This is a genomic window from Methylotenera mobilis JLW8, from assembly GCF_000023705.1.
Lineage (GTDB): Bacteria > Pseudomonadota > Gammaproteobacteria > Burkholderiales > Methylophilaceae > Methylotenera > Methylotenera mobilis.
Window position 1 is genome coordinate 665,813 of the sequence record NC_012968.1, and the last position, 14,876, is coordinate 680,688.

15 protein-coding genes are annotated in these 14,876 nt (G+C 48.0%); 5 read left to right on the forward strand and 10 right to left on the reverse strand.

Annotation, left to right across the window (positions count from 1 at the left end):
* Positions 1–13: 13 nt before the first annotated feature.
* The 3 genes from MMOL_RS03185 to MMOL_RS03195 form a co-directional block, all read right to left on the reverse strand.
* Positions 14–589, reverse strand: coding sequence for a YggT family protein (locus tag MMOL_RS03185; RefSeq protein ID WP_015831576.1), 576 nt, complete (start codon positions 587–589; stop codon positions 14–16).
* A 16-nt stretch (positions 590–605) separates the two neighbouring features.
* On the reverse strand, positions 606–1,412 hold the full coding sequence (gene proC, locus MMOL_RS03190) for a pyrroline-5-carboxylate reductase (RefSeq protein WP_015831577.1): 807 nt from the start codon (positions 1,410–1,412) through the stop codon (positions 606–608).
* A 140-nt stretch (positions 1,413–1,552) separates the two neighbouring features.
* Entirely contained in the window at positions 1,553–2,251 is a 699-nt protein-coding gene (locus tag MMOL_RS03195; RefSeq protein ID WP_015831578.1) for a YggS family pyridoxal phosphate-dependent enzyme, read from the reverse strand.
* 73 nt (positions 2,252–2,324) lie between these two features.
* On the opposite strand from MMOL_RS03195, the gene MMOL_RS03200 reads away from it, so the two are divergent.
* Both MMOL_RS03200 and MMOL_RS03205 read left to right on the forward strand, forming a co-directional pair.
* The gene (locus MMOL_RS03200) at positions 2,325–3,368 is read left to right on the forward strand and encodes a type IV pilus twitching motility protein PilT (protein ID WP_015831579.1); all 1,044 of its coding nucleotides are present in this window, start codon (positions 2,325–2,327) and stop codon (positions 3,366–3,368) included.
* 137 nt (positions 3,369–3,505) lie between these two features.
* Positions 3,506–4,642, forward strand: coding sequence for a PilT/PilU family type 4a pilus ATPase (locus tag MMOL_RS03205; protein WP_015831580.1), 1,137 nt, complete (start codon positions 3,506–3,508; stop codon positions 4,640–4,642).
* A gap of 101 nt (positions 4,643–4,743) precedes the next feature.
* Here the strand turns inward: MMOL_RS03205 and MMOL_RS03210 are convergent, their stop codons facing one another.
* The 7 genes from MMOL_RS03210 to MMOL_RS03240 form a co-directional block, all read right to left on the reverse strand.
* Positions 4,744–6,018 carry a dihydroorotase gene (locus tag MMOL_RS03210; RefSeq protein WP_015831581.1) on the reverse strand — a complete coding sequence of 425 codons (1,275 nt, stop codon included), beginning with the start codon at positions 6,016–6,018 and terminating at the stop codon, positions 4,744–4,746.
* On the reverse strand, positions 6,015–6,977 hold the full coding sequence (locus MMOL_RS03215; protein WP_015831582.1) for an aspartate carbamoyltransferase catalytic subunit: 963 nt from the start codon (positions 6,975–6,977) through the stop codon (positions 6,015–6,017). The genes MMOL_RS03210 and MMOL_RS03215 overlap by 4 nt, the downstream gene beginning before the upstream one ends.
* A gap of 4 nt (positions 6,978–6,981) precedes the next feature.
* Positions 6,982–7,539 (reverse strand): bifunctional pyr operon transcriptional regulator/uracil phosphoribosyltransferase PyrR, encoded by a 558-nt coding sequence (pyrR, locus tag MMOL_RS03220; protein WP_015831583.1) that lies wholly within the window; start codon positions 7,537–7,539, stop codon positions 6,982–6,984.
* Positions 7,540–7,624: 85 nt separating this feature from the next.
* Positions 7,625–8,095 carry a Holliday junction resolvase RuvX gene (gene ruvX / locus MMOL_RS03225; RefSeq protein WP_015831584.1) on the reverse strand — a complete coding sequence of 157 codons (471 nt, stop codon included), beginning with the start codon at positions 8,093–8,095 and terminating at the stop codon, positions 7,625–7,627.
* A 17-nt stretch (positions 8,096–8,112) separates the two neighbouring features.
* Entirely contained in the window at positions 8,113–8,694 is a 582-nt protein-coding gene (locus tag MMOL_RS03230) for a YqgE/AlgH family protein (protein WP_015831585.1), read from the reverse strand.
* A gap of 4 nt (positions 8,695–8,698) precedes the next feature.
* Positions 8,699–9,820, reverse strand: a complete 1,122-nt coding sequence (ribBA, locus tag MMOL_RS03235; protein ID WP_015831586.1) for a bifunctional 3,4-dihydroxy-2-butanone-4-phosphate synthase/GTP cyclohydrolase II — start codon at positions 9,818–9,820, stop codon at positions 8,699–8,701.
* Positions 9,821–9,822: 2 nt separating this feature from the next.
* On the reverse strand, positions 9,823–10,458 hold the full coding sequence (locus MMOL_RS03240; protein ID WP_015831587.1) for a riboflavin synthase: 636 nt from the start codon (positions 10,456–10,458) through the stop codon (positions 9,823–9,825).
* A 59-nt stretch (positions 10,459–10,517) separates the two neighbouring features.
* Here MMOL_RS03240 and MMOL_RS03245 point away from each other — a divergent pair, with 59 nt between their 5' ends.
* Genes MMOL_RS03245 through MMOL_RS03255 form a run of 3 tightly spaced genes read left to right on the forward strand, consistent with a single transcriptional unit; the run spans position 10,518 to position 14,856 of the window.
* Positions 10,518–11,786: a lipoprotein-releasing ABC transporter permease subunit gene (locus MMOL_RS03245; protein ID WP_015831588.1), complete on the forward strand. Its 1,269-nt coding sequence runs from the start codon at positions 10,518–10,520 to the stop codon at positions 11,784–11,786.
* Positions 11,779–12,465 carry a lipoprotein-releasing ABC transporter ATP-binding protein LolD gene (lolD, locus tag MMOL_RS03250; protein ID WP_015831589.1) on the forward strand — a complete coding sequence of 229 codons (687 nt, stop codon included), beginning with the start codon at positions 11,779–11,781 and terminating at the stop codon, positions 12,463–12,465. Before MMOL_RS03245 ends, lolD begins: the two co-directional genes overlap by 8 nt.
* Before the next feature lie 3 nt (positions 12,466–12,468).
* A complete protein-coding gene (locus MMOL_RS03255; RefSeq protein WP_015831590.1) occupies positions 12,469–14,856 on the forward strand; it encodes a DNA internalization-related competence protein ComEC/Rec2 in 2,388 nt (795 codons plus the stop codon).
* Positions 14,857–14,876 lie beyond the last annotated feature (20 nt).

The window sequence follows — 14,876 nt, forward strand, 5'->3', positions numbered from 1 at the left end:
GTGTTATCTTAACTTACAACGTAGAGAGTAAGTTGTTTTCTAATGGAATTAGTATAGTTGTTAGCAATAACTGTGCCGTAATGATAAATGCGAGCGGGCTTAGGTCAAAACTCCCCGCAGGTGGGATGTATTTTCTGAAGATGCGTAATACTGGATAGGTCAGACTATTTAGTACTGGGGCAATCGGCGTGTGTGGGTTCACCCAGCTTAAAATAGCTTGAATTAACACTGCATACAGAAAAATGGACAGACTAATGCTGACAATCCCTATCAGGGCGACGCCAAAAATAACCACCCATACCGTGTGACCCGCAATCAGGATTGGAAAGCCTTTGAGCCACAAGCTACATATGCTGAGTACGAGCTGTGTGAGGTAAGCCAACACTAAGGTGGATAGGTCTATTTTGCCGATACTAGGCAGCACGCGGCGTAACGGTTTTACTGCAAAATTGGTCACGGTGACAATTAACTGTGCCAATTGGTTTTGAAACGGCGCTTTGGTGAGTTGAAGGTAAAAGCGCAATAAAAATGCAAAGGTAAGGATGCTGAGCACTGCTTGCAGTAAAAATAAAATGGCATTATTGAGCATAGTGTTTCCTAGGTGATTATTGACCTAGTAGGTCTCCCAATGTCACTGATTTGTCGGCAGCTGCTTTAGCCGCTTGCGCAATGATATGTTTAATATCCGCAGACTCCAAACTTAGGATGCCTTGTTCTGTGGTGCCGCCCTTAGAGGTAACTTGCGCACGCAGGGTTTTAACATCGGTGTTGCTTTGTGACGCTAACAAGCTAGCGCCGGCAAAAGTTTGCAGCGCCAGCATATTGGCCTCTTCATCTTTTAAGCCTAATGCCACGCCTGCGGCTTGCAGGGCTTCTATAAAGTAGAACACATAGGCTGGCCCGCTACCTGAAATGGCAGTGACCGCATCCATTTTTGTCTCGTCATCCAGCCATAAGGTTTTACCCACCGCGGTCAGAATGGTGTCAGCCTGTTCGCGCTGTGTCTGCGTTACTTGGGGCATGGCATACAGTGCAGAAACCCCAGCCTGAATTTGCGCCGGTGTATTGGGCATCACGCGCACTATCCCTTGGTAATCATTGAGCCAGGCCGACATATCTTTACTTCTCACCCCTGCGGCAATAGAAACCACCAGTTGCGAGGTGAGTATCGCCACTACTTGCTGGCAAACTTCCTTTAGTTGCTGTGGTTTGATGGCCAACACAATCACATCAGTGTTGTGAAATTCAGCATAAGTGTCGGTAACTTGGACATTTAGGTCTTGCGCTAATTCGCTTCTTTTTTGCGCATCAAGCTCTAGTACCTTAATGTCTGACATTGCAAAACCATTTTGTTTCAAGCCGCCGATAATTGCGCGCGCCATATTGCCGCCGCCAATAAAGTTAATCTTCATTTATGCCCTTAGTAATGTTTATTAGTCGTGTTTCTTTGTATTTAAGTGTTTATTTTTTGGTATTTAACCATGTTTTTGCCGTTGATACTTAGTGCCATTTTTGCATGGAAGTGTAAGCGTAAATTACGCTGTTGTTAGTATTACGCAGCTTTTAACGGCGGCGTTCTGGCACCAAACAGCGCTGAGCCTATGCGCACGATAGTGGCGCCCTGAGCGATGGCTGCAGGGTAGTCGCTAGACATACCGATAGACAGCGTATTCAGTGCAAAGCCTTTACGTATCAGTGCATCATAGCATTCTCTTACTTGTTTAAATTGTGCAATCTGCTTAGCTGTCTCTGTGGTGGGGGCTGGAATTGCCATCAAACCACGCAGCTTGAGGTGCGGTAGTGCGCTAATTGCGCTGGCTAATGCTTCCAGCTGCTCTGGTGGTACACCGCTTTTGGTATCTTCGTTACTGACGTTGACTTGTATGCAAACCTGCAGTGGTAATGGCATGGATGACCTAGCCTCATTGAGGCGTTGGGCAATTTTTAAACGATCTACACTGTGTACCCAGCTGAAGTGTTGTGCAATCAGTTGTGTCTTGTTGCTTTGTATCGGGCCAATGAAGTGCCACTCTATGGCTAGGTCGGTGAGCTGTTTTTGTTTTTCTACTGCTTCTTGGCTATAGTTCTCGCCAAAAGCGGTTTGTCCTGCTGCATAAGCTTCTCGAATTGCCGCGGCTGGCTGTGCTTTACTCACTGCGAGTAACTGCACCTGTTGCTGGCTGGGGCTGGTTGCGGCGGCGGATTGAATAGTTGCTAGAATATCTTGCAAGCGATTGCTAATTGTGGTCATAATTCACTAAGCCTAGAAGTTCGAGCATGTAATAACTAAAAATTAACCATAAGAATTATATCAGGAGCAGGTTGTGGATATTTCGGATTTACTCGCATTTTCAGTGAAAAATAAAGCCTCAGATTTACACTTATCTGCCGGCCTGCCTCCGATGATCCGTGTACACGGGGATATTAGAAAAATTAATGTACCGGCGATGGATCACAGCGAAGTGCATGACATGGTGTATGACATCATGAATGATGGGCAGCGCAAGGTGTATGAAGAAACGCTAGAGTGTGACTTTTCATTCGAGATTCCCAACTTGGCGCGTTTTCGTGTGAATGCTTTTAACCATAATCGTGGCTCTGGCGCTGTATTCCGTACCATTCCTTCAAAAATACTAACCTTAGAGCAGCTAAATTGCCCGGCTATTTTTAAAGATATTGCCGATACCCCGCGTGGTATCTGTTTGGTAACAGGGCCGACTGGTTCCGGTAAATCCACCACGTTGGCGGCGATGATTGACTATATTAACGATAAAGAATTTGGGCATATCCTGACGGTAGAAGACCCGATTGAGTTTGTGCATCAATCTAAAAAATGTTTAATTAACCAACGTGAAGTTGGTCCGCATACCTTGTCATTTAACAATGCATTACGTTCAGCATTGCGTGAGGACCCGGACGTTATCTTGGTGGGTGAGTTGCGTGATCTGGAGACTATCCGCTTAGCGCTTACGGCCGCGGAAACCGGGCATATGGTGTTTGGTACCTTACATACAAGCTCTGCTGCTAAAACGGTAGACCGTATTATTGACGTGTTCCCAGCAGCAGAAAAAGAAATGGTGCGCTCTATGCTGTCTGAATCTTTACGCGCGGTGATTTCGCAAACCTTGTTAAAAACTAAAGATGAGCAGGGGCGTGTTGCTGCGCACGAGATTATGATCGGGACGCCGGCGATTCGTAACCTGATTCGTGAAAATAAAATTCCGCAAATGTATTCTGCGATTCAAACTGGGCAAAATGTCGGTATGCAGACCTTGGATCAGAACTTACAGGATTTAGTAAAGCGCGGTGTGGTTTCGGCCAACGAAGCACGTGCAAAAGCAGCAAACAAAGATGCGATTATGGGTTAGGCACGGGTTGATATTTAACTGCTAGTATCTAACCACTAGTATTTAAAATACCAATTTTAAGATTTTATCTAGTGTTGTATTCAGAGTTACGCATTCATATTCGGTTTTAAGTAAAGGGAGTTATTGTGCAAGGGCAAATGGAAAAAGGGCAGGCTGAGAAGTTTGTATTCGACTTATTACGGTTGATGTTGGCAAAAAATGCCTCTGATTTGTTCATTACCGTTGGCTTCCCGCCGGCAATCAAGGTGGATGGTAAGGTAACGCCACTCAGCAGTCAGGTATTAACAGCGCTGCAGGCACGTGAAATCTCACGCGCGATTATGAACGACAAGCAAACCGCTGAATTTGATGCTACCAATGAGTGTAATTTTGCGATTGGCATCCCAAGTGTTGCGCGCTTCCGCGTAAATGCTTTTGTACAGCGCGGTACTGTGGGCTTAGTGTTTAGAACGATTACCACCAAAATTCCTGAAATCGATGAATTGGGCTTGCCGCCAGTACTCAAAGACGTGGCAATGACTAAACGTGGATTGGTCATTTTTGTGGGTGGTACCGGTTCTGGTAAGTCTACCTCACTGGCGGCGATGGTGGGCTATCGTAACCAAAATAGCTACGGGCATATTATTACCATTGAAGACCCGGTGGAGTTCGTGCATGAGCACAAGAACTGTATCATCACCCAGCGTGAGGTGGGGGTGGACACGGACAATTGGCATGTTGCCCTCAAAAACACCTTACGTCAGGCGCCAGATGTGATTTTGATTGGTGAGATTCGCGATCGCGAAACCATGGACTATGCAATTGCGTTTGCCGAAACCGGCCACCTTTGCATGGCTACATTGCATGCGAATAGTACCAATCAAGCATTGGATCGCATTATTAACTTCTTCCCGGAAGAGCGTCGCCATCAACTACTGATGGACTTATCACTCAACGTGCGTGCATTTGTGTCACAGCGCTTGATTCCTAAAAAAGAAGGCAAGGGCAGAACTGCCGCCATGGAAGTCATGCTTAACTCACCATTAATCTCCGATTTAATCTTCAAAGGCGAAGTGCATGAAATTAAAGAGATTATCGCTAAATCGCGCGAATTGGGGATGCAAACCTTTGACCAATCATTGTTTGATTTGTATGAGGCGGATGCCATTACTTACGAAGATGCCTTGCGCAATGCTGACTCGGTGAATGACCTGCGCCTCAAAATTAAACTGGAAGGTAAAGGTGCGCACAGCAAAGACCTATCCGCCGGACTTGATGCATTGGGTATTGTTTGAGTGGTTTAGATGACTTAGATAATTTAGGTAAAACTGCTCGTAAAAAAGGCGCTGATTAACAGCGCCTTTTTTAATATAAGTCAGAGCAATCAGGCATGGTTTTAATCGTGGTACACCACTTGCCCATTAACCAAGGTGAATTTCACTTTGCCCGCTAACTCTAGGCCGGTAAACGGAGTGTTCTTGCCTTGGCTTTTTAGTGTTTTCGGGCTAACTTTCCAGTACTCATTGGCATCAAAAATACACAAGTCGGCATTGCTATTAGGGCTTAAATCACCAGCGGCCACCCCTAAAATACTGGCGGATGCCTGTGTGATGTGCTCAATGGCTTGTGACAAGCTGACTTTTTCCTGCGCAGCCCATTTCAAGGTTAATGGCAGCAGCAGTTCCAAGCCTGTTGCACCAATCTCAGCTTCGGCAAACGGTGCCAGTTTTGCATCATCGTCCACTGGTGTGTGGTCAGAGCAGATGGCGTCAATGGTGCCGTCTTTCAAGCCGGCACTTAGTTCAGCTTTGTCACGCTGGGTGCGTAGTGGCGGTTTCAAGTGGCAGTTAGCATCAAAGTAGGCAATATCATGCTCAGTTAGGAGTAGATGGTTGGCACTTACATCGCAGCTGACTTTTAAGCCTTGCGCTTTAGCGGCACGTATCATGCTGACGCCTTCTGCGGTGGATAGGCGGCTTATATGTACGCTGGCACCAGTTTCTTGCGCAATACGCAGTATGCTAGCTAAAGCCAGCGCTTCTGCCGCGCTAGGAATGCCTTTTAGGCCCATTCTAGTGGCGACTTCGCCATCATGCGCGACACCGTTTGCGGCTAAAAATGGTTCTTCAGCATGTAAAAACAAGGTGAAGTCAAAAGTTGCAGCATATTCCATCGCACGCCATAGTACTTGTGTGTCAGTCACCGCAATATTGGCTTGTGAGAAACCAACGCAGCCTGCATTGTGCAGCTCATTCATTTCTGAGAGTGCAGCACCTTTTAATTGTCTGGTCATTGCGCCTAGTGGGTATACATGCGCTAATCCTTGCTGTTTAGCGCGGTGCTTCAGCATTTCTACTAAACCAGGTTCATCCAGCACCGGGTCTGTGTCTGGCGGGCAGGCTAGGCTGGTGACGCCGCCAGCTACTGCGGCTTGTAGCTCACTGGCTAGTCTGGCTTTGTATTCGTCTCCGGGTTCGCGCAATCTCGCTGATAGGTCTACCAAGCCTGGACATACAGTAAGGTTGGTGGCATCTATGGTTTTGGTGGCAACAAATCCATCTGGCATAGCGCCAACGCTGAGGATTTTGCCTGCAGCAATATAGACATCTAGTTTTTCGTTAATATTGTTTTTTGGGTCAATTACCTGACCATTTTTGATATGAATTTTCATAGTGCTGCTCCTGTACCGCCGCCAAGAATTGCCATGACTGCCATACGGATGGCAATGCCGTAGGTGACTTGCGGCAATATAACTGACTGTTTGCCATCGGCAACGGTAGAGTCGATCTCTACCCCGCGGTTCATTGGGCCTGGGTGCATCACAATGGCATCTGGTTTGGCAAGCGCCAGTCGTTCAGGGGTTAGTCCGTAGGTTTTAAAATACTCTTCTGAGCTTGGGAGCATCGCGCCGTTCATGCGCTCATTTTGCAGGCGCAGCATCATGATGACATCCACATCTTTCAAGCCTTCATCCATATCGTGGTAGACATGCACGCCTAGTTTTTCTACTTGTGCCGGTAGCAGCGTTTTAGGTGCAATCACGCGTACTTCTGGTACGCCTAGTGTGGTGAGTGCATGAATCTCAGAGCGGGCTACACGTGAGTGTAAAACATCACCAACGATAGCTACTCTTAAGTTGTGCAGTTCTGGCTTGTATTTACGGATGGTGAATACATCTAACAAGCCTTGTGTTGGGTGTGAGTGACGGCCATCCCCTGCATTAATCACATGAATATGCGGCGGCACATGCTTGGCAATTAAATGCGCAGCGCCTGATTGTGAGTGGCGCACCACAAACATATCGGCATGCATGGCAATTAAATTATCCACGGTGTCTAAGATGGTTTCACCTTTAGATTGTGACGATGTGCTGACATTGAGGCTGATGACATCGGCAGAGAGGCGCTTTGCTGCGATTTCAAAAGTGGTGCGGGTGCGGGTGCTATTTTCAAAAAAGAGATTACATACGGTTTTACCACGTAGTAACGGTACTTTTTTAACTTCGCGTTCGGCCACACCTACAAATGACTCTGCGGTGTCTAAAATTTGGTTAAGTATCTTTTTGGGTAAGCCTTCGATGGAAAGCAGATGGCGCAGTTGACCGTCAGTATCAAGTTGAGGGTTGTTCATGCTGTTATGGTCTCGCACTGTTGTGTTGAGGAGTAAGTTCTAGAGCTAAGCTACCGTCGGCTAACTGGGTTAGCTGCAAATGCTGTGATGCCGCTAGTGATAAATCAGCCGCCACCAGTTGCGGCGCAATAGGTAGCTCGCGACCACCACGGTTAACCAGCGCGATAAGTGTGATGCTGGCCGGTCTGCCGTAATCAAACAATTCGTTCATGGCTGCGCGCGTGGTGCGGCCGGTGTAGAACACATCATCAATTAAAATAATATGTTTGTTTTCTACGTCAAATGCAATTTGGCTGGGGCGGTTTTCTGCCTTTAGGCCGCGCTGTGCGTAGTCGTCTCTGTAAAAGGACACATCCAGTGTGCCATGCTCAATATGATGTGCTTTAATTTGCTCAGCCAGTAGTACTAATAGCCGCTGCATTAGCCACACGCCACCGCTGTGTATCCCCACCAGAGCGGTGTTGGGTTGCAACAAAGGTGAGAGCTTTAGTGCAAGAGTGTTTAGTAATGCCTCTGCATCTGGCAGTTGGCTAGGGTCGAGGGTGTGGTTGGCATCAGTCATGTTGTTATTTTACTGAATATTCCTGGTTACTTGTCATTCTTAATCGAGTGCACGACGGTGTGCGTGCGAATTTAATCCTGAAAATTCAATCTTGTCTTGATGCTTGGTCAAAGTAGCTTTGCAATATGGTTTGCGCGGCTACTTGGTCTAACATCTCTTTTTGCGCGCGGCCTCTAATGCCCGCCTCATTCAAGAGTTGGCTTGCTTCTGCAGAACTGTAGCGTTCATCAATCAATGCGACCGGCAGGTTAAAGCGCCCATTGAGGCGTCGTGCAAATTTTTTGCAGAGCTGTGTTACCCCATGTTCGCTACCATCTAAACTCAACGGTAAGCCCACTACTAACAAGCGTGGCTGCCATTCGCTGACTAGTTTGGTGATAATCTGAAAGCGAATCTCGTTGCTTTCATTATCTATGGTCATGAGCGGGTTGGCACTGGCTAGCAAATGCTCGCCTACGGCAATGCCGATGCGTCTTTCGCCAAAATCAAAGGCCAGTACCGTGCCTGACTGCACATGTGCTTGGTTGTAAACCTTTTCGTTATCTATCAGTTGCATGGGAAATCTAGCTACCGTTAGGCATGCCCTGCAATATCTGACAGCATTGCTGGGTCAAAGCCCAATAGGCTCATAGCTACATTAAATTGCGCTTCATGCGGTGTTTCAAATAAAATTTTATTGAGGGTATCGGTATCTTTTGCCTGCACTGAGAGCCAACTGTTTTGCACGATCTCTTGCTCTAACTGATTCGGTGTCCACCCAGCATAACCTAGTGAAAAGAGCAGTTTTTTCGGTCCGGTGCCCACGGCAACCGCTTCTAAAATATCTTTTGAGGTGGTGAGTGCTGTTTTGTCGTTAATAATAATGGAGCTGTCCCAATCGCCACAGGGTTCGTGCAGTACAAAACCACGCTCAGGTTGCACCGGGCCGCCGAACAATACCGGACTGTTCGCGATTGCGGTATCCTCCAGTTTGATATTGATTTTATCAAATAGGGTTTCGTAGTTCATATCCGTTGGGCGGTTGATGACTATGCCCATCGCGCCCTCTTCGCTGTGCGTGCAAATAAAGGTGACGGACTTGGCAAAGTAAGGGTCAGCCAAGTTAGGCATGGCAATCAAAAAGTGGCCGGTCAGGTTGATATTATCTAAAGACATAAGGTTAAGCCGATTTCGTTGCTTCTAAATAGCCGGTGACTTCTAAGCCAAAGCCCGCCATGCTAGGCATTTTGCGTGGGTTGGCCATCAGCTTCATTTTGCGGACATTGCAGTCTAGTAATATCTGCGAGCCTATGCCGTAAGTGCGCAACTCCTGATTGACGCGTATCGGCTGATCCGCACCCTTGATGCGGTCTACAATGGTTTCGTTAGACTCTTGATGATGCAGCAAAATCATGACACCGGCTTCTGCATTGGCAATTGTTTTCATCGCTTCTAGCGTATTCCAGCTATGTGTGCAGCTGGAGCTATCAAGCAAGTCAAAAATAGACAGTGGTTCGTGTACGCGCACCAACACTTCTTGCTCGGGCGTTGGCGTGCCTTTAATTAACACTAGATGCGTTTCTTTGGCGATTTTGTCTTGGTAAGCAACCAGTTTCATTTCACCGTACGGCGTTTGCACCATACGCTCTGCAGAGCGCTCAATCAGGCTCTCGGTTTCGGCACGGTAGTGAATCAAATCTGCAATCGTACCGATTTTAAGCTGATGTTCTGCGGCAAAAACCATTAAATCGGGTAAGCGCGCCATGCTGCCATCGTCTTTTAAAATCTCGCAGATCACGCTGGCTGGCTCCAAGCCGGCCAGATGTGCTAAGTCGCAACCGGCTTCGGTGTGGCCGGCGCGCACCAATACGCCGCCATCCATCGCGCTCAGCGGAAAAATATGACCAGGGCTGACAATGTCTTGCGGTTGAGCTGCTTTGGCTACCGCTGCTCGTATGGTTCTGGCGCGGTCAGCCGCAGAGATACCTGTGGTAACGCCTTCCGCCGCTTCAATCGATACAGTAAAGTTGGTGCCCATGCGCGCACCGTTTTTTTGCACCATCTTGCTCAGGTTTAACTGATGACAGCGTGATTCTGTAAGGGTTAAGCAAATCAGGCCGCGACCGTATTTGGCCATAAAATTCACGTGCTCTGCCGTAGCAAATTGCGCAGCCAGCACTAAGTCACCTTCATTTTCGCGGTGCTCGTCATCAACTAGCACTACCATGCGGCCTTGTCTGATTTCTTCGATAATTTCTTTAGCTGGGCTGATGTTGTTCATAGGTGTATCTGTGTGATTCATTACTAGTGCCCCTGCGTTTCTGGTGATGCTTGTGTTGCCATTTGGTCTTCTGTTGACCACTGTGTCATGCGCTCTACGTAGCGCGCAATCTGGTCTACTTCCAGATTGACAGGGCTGCCTTCGCTTAAAAGATCGAGCGTAGTATGCTCCAGTGTGTGTGGTATTAAATTGATGCTGAAGTCGTCGCCGCTGATTTTATTGACGGTAAGGCTCACGCCATTAACGCAAATGGAGCCTTTAATCGAAATGTATTTTGAGATGGCATGCGGTGCGCGAATATCAAGCTGCCAGCATTCACCTAAAGATTGAAACTTGAGCACTTTGCCTACGCCATCTACATGACCGCTCACCAAGTGCCCGCCCAGCCGGTCAGATAAGCGCAAGGCTTTTTCTAGGTTGACGGGATGGGGTTTGTCTAACCCTACGGTGACCGATAATGTTTCCTGAGAAACGTGCGCTTCAAAGTGTGATTCGCTCATGTTAATCACGGTCAAACAGGTACCATTGACTGCGATACTGTCACCTAGATTCACATCGCTCATATCAAGCGCTGCGCTGGCTATAGAAAGATGCATATCTGCGCCAACGGGATTGGCTTGCGTGATTGCGCCGACTGATTGAATGATTCCTGTAAACATAATTGGAATTTTAACAGATAACACTAGATAACGATTAGAAGCCTGCTAAAATCTGCCCTATGAAATCCTTACCCTACGAATTATTTGTCGGCTGGCGCTATACGCGCGCTAAGCGCAAAAATCACTTCATTTCATTTATTTCTTTGACCAGTATGATCGGTATCGCGCTAGGTGTGGCGGCGTTAATCGTTGTACTTTCGGTGATGAATGGTTTTCAAAAAGAATTACGTACCCGTATTTTAGGGGTGGCCTCACATTTAGAAGTGACCGGTGGGGGTAATCAGTTGTCAGATTGGCAATCGGTCGCGGCGTTTGCTGCCAGGCAGCCCAATGTGCAGGCAAGTGCTCCTTACATTAGTGCGCAAGCGATGTTAAGTTACGATCAAGGCGTACAAGGGGCTATCGTACGCGGTGTCATTCCTAATGCGGAAGATCAAGTGGCCGACCTAGGCAAGCACATGAAAGTGGGTCGGTTAGAGGATTTACGCGCAGGCGAATTCGGTATTGTTTTAGGTGTAGATTTAGCACAGGCGCTGGGCGCGCAAATTGGCGATAAAGTAGTGCTAATGGCGCCGCAGGGGCAATTTACGCCCACTGGTGTGGTACCGCGCTTAAAGCAGTTTACCTTGGTTGGATTGTTTCAAATTGGCATGTATGAGTACGATGCAGGCTTGGCGCTGATTCACATGGACGATGCCGCCAAGTTATATCGTATGGGCGATAAAGTTTCTGGCGTGCGTCTGAAACTGGCTGACTTGTTTGATGCACCAGCCGTGGCTGCTAATATTTCTGACCAACTCAATGCGCAAGCAAATAGGACCGGTGATTATTATGTATCTGACTGGACGCGCCAGCATGCTAACTTTTTCCGCGCGGTACAGATGGAAAAGCGCGTCATGTTTATTATTCTGACGCTGATAGTGGCGGTCGCTGCATTCAACATCGTTTCCACCCTAGTGATGGCCGTGACCGATAAGCGCGCGGATATCGCCATTATGCGTACCTTTGGCGCTAGCCCTGGCAGCATCATGAAAATATTCATCGTGCAGGGTGCCTTGATTGGTGTGATTGGCACTGCATTGGGCGCGCTATTTGGTATTTTGATCGCGCTGAATATCGATACCATTATCCCGTTTATAGAAAATCTGTTTAACGTGCAGTTTTTGGCAAAAGATGTGTATTACATCAGTGACTTACCCTCGGATTTAATCTGGTCTGATGTGTTCACTATCGTGACGGTTTCGTTCTTTCTAAGTTTACTTGCAACGCTCTACCCTAGTTTTAAAGCCAGTAGAATTAACCCAGCAGAGGCGTTGCGTTATGAATAGTCAGATTTCACAGCCAGTAATTGCATGTCAAAACCTGTATAAAACTTATCAGGGGTTAGATGTTTCTGTGCTGAATGGCATTGATCTAAGCGTCAATACCGGTGAGCAGGTCGCTATCGTCGGTGCTTCCGGCTCAGGTAAAAGTACCTTACTGCATTTACTAGGTGGGCTGGATATTCCTAGCAGTGGTGATGTGCAGATTCTCGACCAGAATCTTGCAAAGCTGTCTGAGGCAAAAAAAGGTGATTTACGTAATCAGTGCTTAGGCTTTGTCTATCAGTTTCATCATCTGTTGCCGGAATTTACTGCGTTGGAAAACGTAGCCATGCCGCTGTTAATTCGACGCATCGGGCGCGAGCAAGCACTCACCACTGCGAGTGAAATGTTGGAGAAAGTCGGGTTAAAACATCGCTTGGAGCATATGCCGGGTGAACTGTCCGGTGGCGAGCGCCAACGCGCAGCCTTGGCGCGTGCCATGGTTACCTCGCCGCAATGCATACTTGCCGATGAACCTACCGGTAATCTGGATAGGCACACTGCGCATGCCGTGTTTGATTTACTGTTGGAAATGAACCAGACGCAGCATGTGAGTTTAGTGGTGGTCACGCATGATTTGGAGCTGGCGGCAAAAATGCAGCGGCGTTACAAGCTAATTGACGGTCAGTTGGTGACTTTGTAGCGCATGGTTGTTTTTGCACTGGGATTTGTCTTAGGTGCATTCTGTTTGCAGCAAATGCCCGTGTTGCCTAGTCTGGTCTGGGCACTGTTAATCCTACCTTTTGCTGCCATCTATCTTTATCTGCGCAGCGCACAGCTTGCAAGCGCTGTGCTGTTCCGACTGCCGCTGCGTTTGTTTATTGCTGTATTGCTGGGCTTCTTTTGGGCAGCTACTTTCGCTAGCTTGCGCTTAGCAGATGCACTGCCCGTAGCTTGGCAAAATAAACCTATCGAGTTGGTGGGGGTGGTGGCTAGTGTGCCTGCGCTGACCGAGCAAGGCGCGCGTTTTAACTTCATCGTAGAGCGTGTGTTCACCAAGGGTGCGACAGTGCCTAGGCATGTATCGCTCAGTGTTTATCGTAAACGTGATCATCTTATGCAAGTGCAAGATGACGCGCAGTTCTTGGATTATCAGGCAGGTCAGCGCTGGCGTTTAATTGCCAAGCTCAAACGTCCGCACAGTGTACAAAATCCACATGGTTTTGATTTTGAGTCATGGTCATTAGCTGAAAATATCCGCGCCACTGGCAGTGTGAAGGGTAAGCCTATCATGCTGGATGCATTGGTGTGGCAGTCGCAGTATATGGTGGAGCGCATACGTCAATTGGTAAAGCAGCGCATTGCCAAAGTGCTGGAGGATAAGCCATATAGCGGGGTGATACAGGCGCTGGTGATGGGGGACGATAGCCAGATTGCACTAGAGGACTGGCAGTTGTTTTTACGCACCGGGATTACGCATTTGATGAGTATCTCTGGTTTGCACATTACGATGCTGTCAGGCTTGATATTTGTTTTGGTTAACTTTGCATGGCGGCGCATACCACATCTTGCGTATAAGATTCCAACGCGTAAGGCAGCAACCTTGGCAGCGGTGATCACTGCCCTCATCTATGGACTAATTGCGGGTTTTTCGGTACCTACGCAGCGTACTTTATATATGTTAATGGTGTTTGGCGTTGCCTTGTGGAGCGGTAGGCGCTTTGCAATTGCGCAAGTTTTGGCCTTGGCTTTGTTAGTTGTGGTGCTAATTGACCCATGGGCAGTGATTGCAGCCGGTTTTTGGTTATCTTTTGGAGCAGTGGCTCTGTTGAGCTTTGTGATGGGCGCTAGGCTGGCACCACCACATTGGCTGAGCGCGGCGTTACGTACACAATGGGCAGTCACCATTGGTATGCTGCCTTTGTTGTTAATCATGTTTCATCAGGCTTCGATTATCTCGCCGCTGGCAAATGCGATTGCCATCCCATTGATTAGCTTTTTTGTCACACCACTTGCTTTGTTAGGTAGCTTTCTGCCTATGGATTGGCCGCTACATTTGGCTTATTCCCTACTGGATGCCTGCGTGGTCTTTTTGCGTTGGCTCAATCAATTACCGGTCGCAGTTTGGCAGCAGCATGCACCTGCAGGGTGGACGCTAGCACCAGCGTTATTCGGTGTGGTGTGGATGCTATTGCCGCGTGGCTGGCCGCTACGCTGGTTAGGGGTGTTGGGTTTATTGCCCATGCTGTTAATCCAGCCGGATAGACCTATGCCAGGCGACATGAAAGTCACGGTATTGGACGTGGGGCAGGGTTTGAGCGTGGTGGTGCAAACTGCACAGCATACCCTGCTGTATGATGCCGGTGCTAAATTTAACCAGCAAAGCGATGCAGGTAGCCGCATCGTTGTCCCATTTTTGCAGGGTGAGGGTGTACAAAAGCTAGACGGTTTTATTGTGACGCATGATGATAATGACCATAGCGGCGGCATGTCTTCCGTATTCGCGTTAATGCCGGTAGGCTGGTTTGCCAGTTCCATGCCGGACACCGCATTGATACCAACGAATACTGAGCAGATGAAGTGCTACGCGGGTCAAAACTGGAGTTGGGATGGAGTCGATTTTGACGTGCTGCACCCTGACCTGCAGGATTATGACGACAGTGCCATTAAAGATAATGACCGCAGTTGTGTCTTGAAGGTAACGAGTGCCTCCGGTAGCCTGTTGCTGACCGGTGATATTGAACGTAAATCAGAAGCGGCCTTGCTTGCCGCAGACCCAGATATGCTGAAAAGCGATGTGTTGGTGGTGCCGCATCACGGTAGCAAAACCTCCTCTACCCCTGATTTTGTTGACGCGGTAGCCCCTAGTATCGCCATTTTTACTGTGGGATACTTAAATCGTTTTCGGCATCCAAGATCCGAAACTGTTGCAAGGTATCAGGCGATAGATAGTAAAGTGCTACGTTCAGATTATCAGGGTGCCGTTACTTTGAGCTTTCATCAAAAGCAACCTTCTGCCCAGATTGAAGTTAGCCCGTGGCGCAATCAGCACCGGCGCTATTGGCATGCTGTTTTTGATACTAGTGGCGGTTGAGGGCTGTCTTAATTTCTACC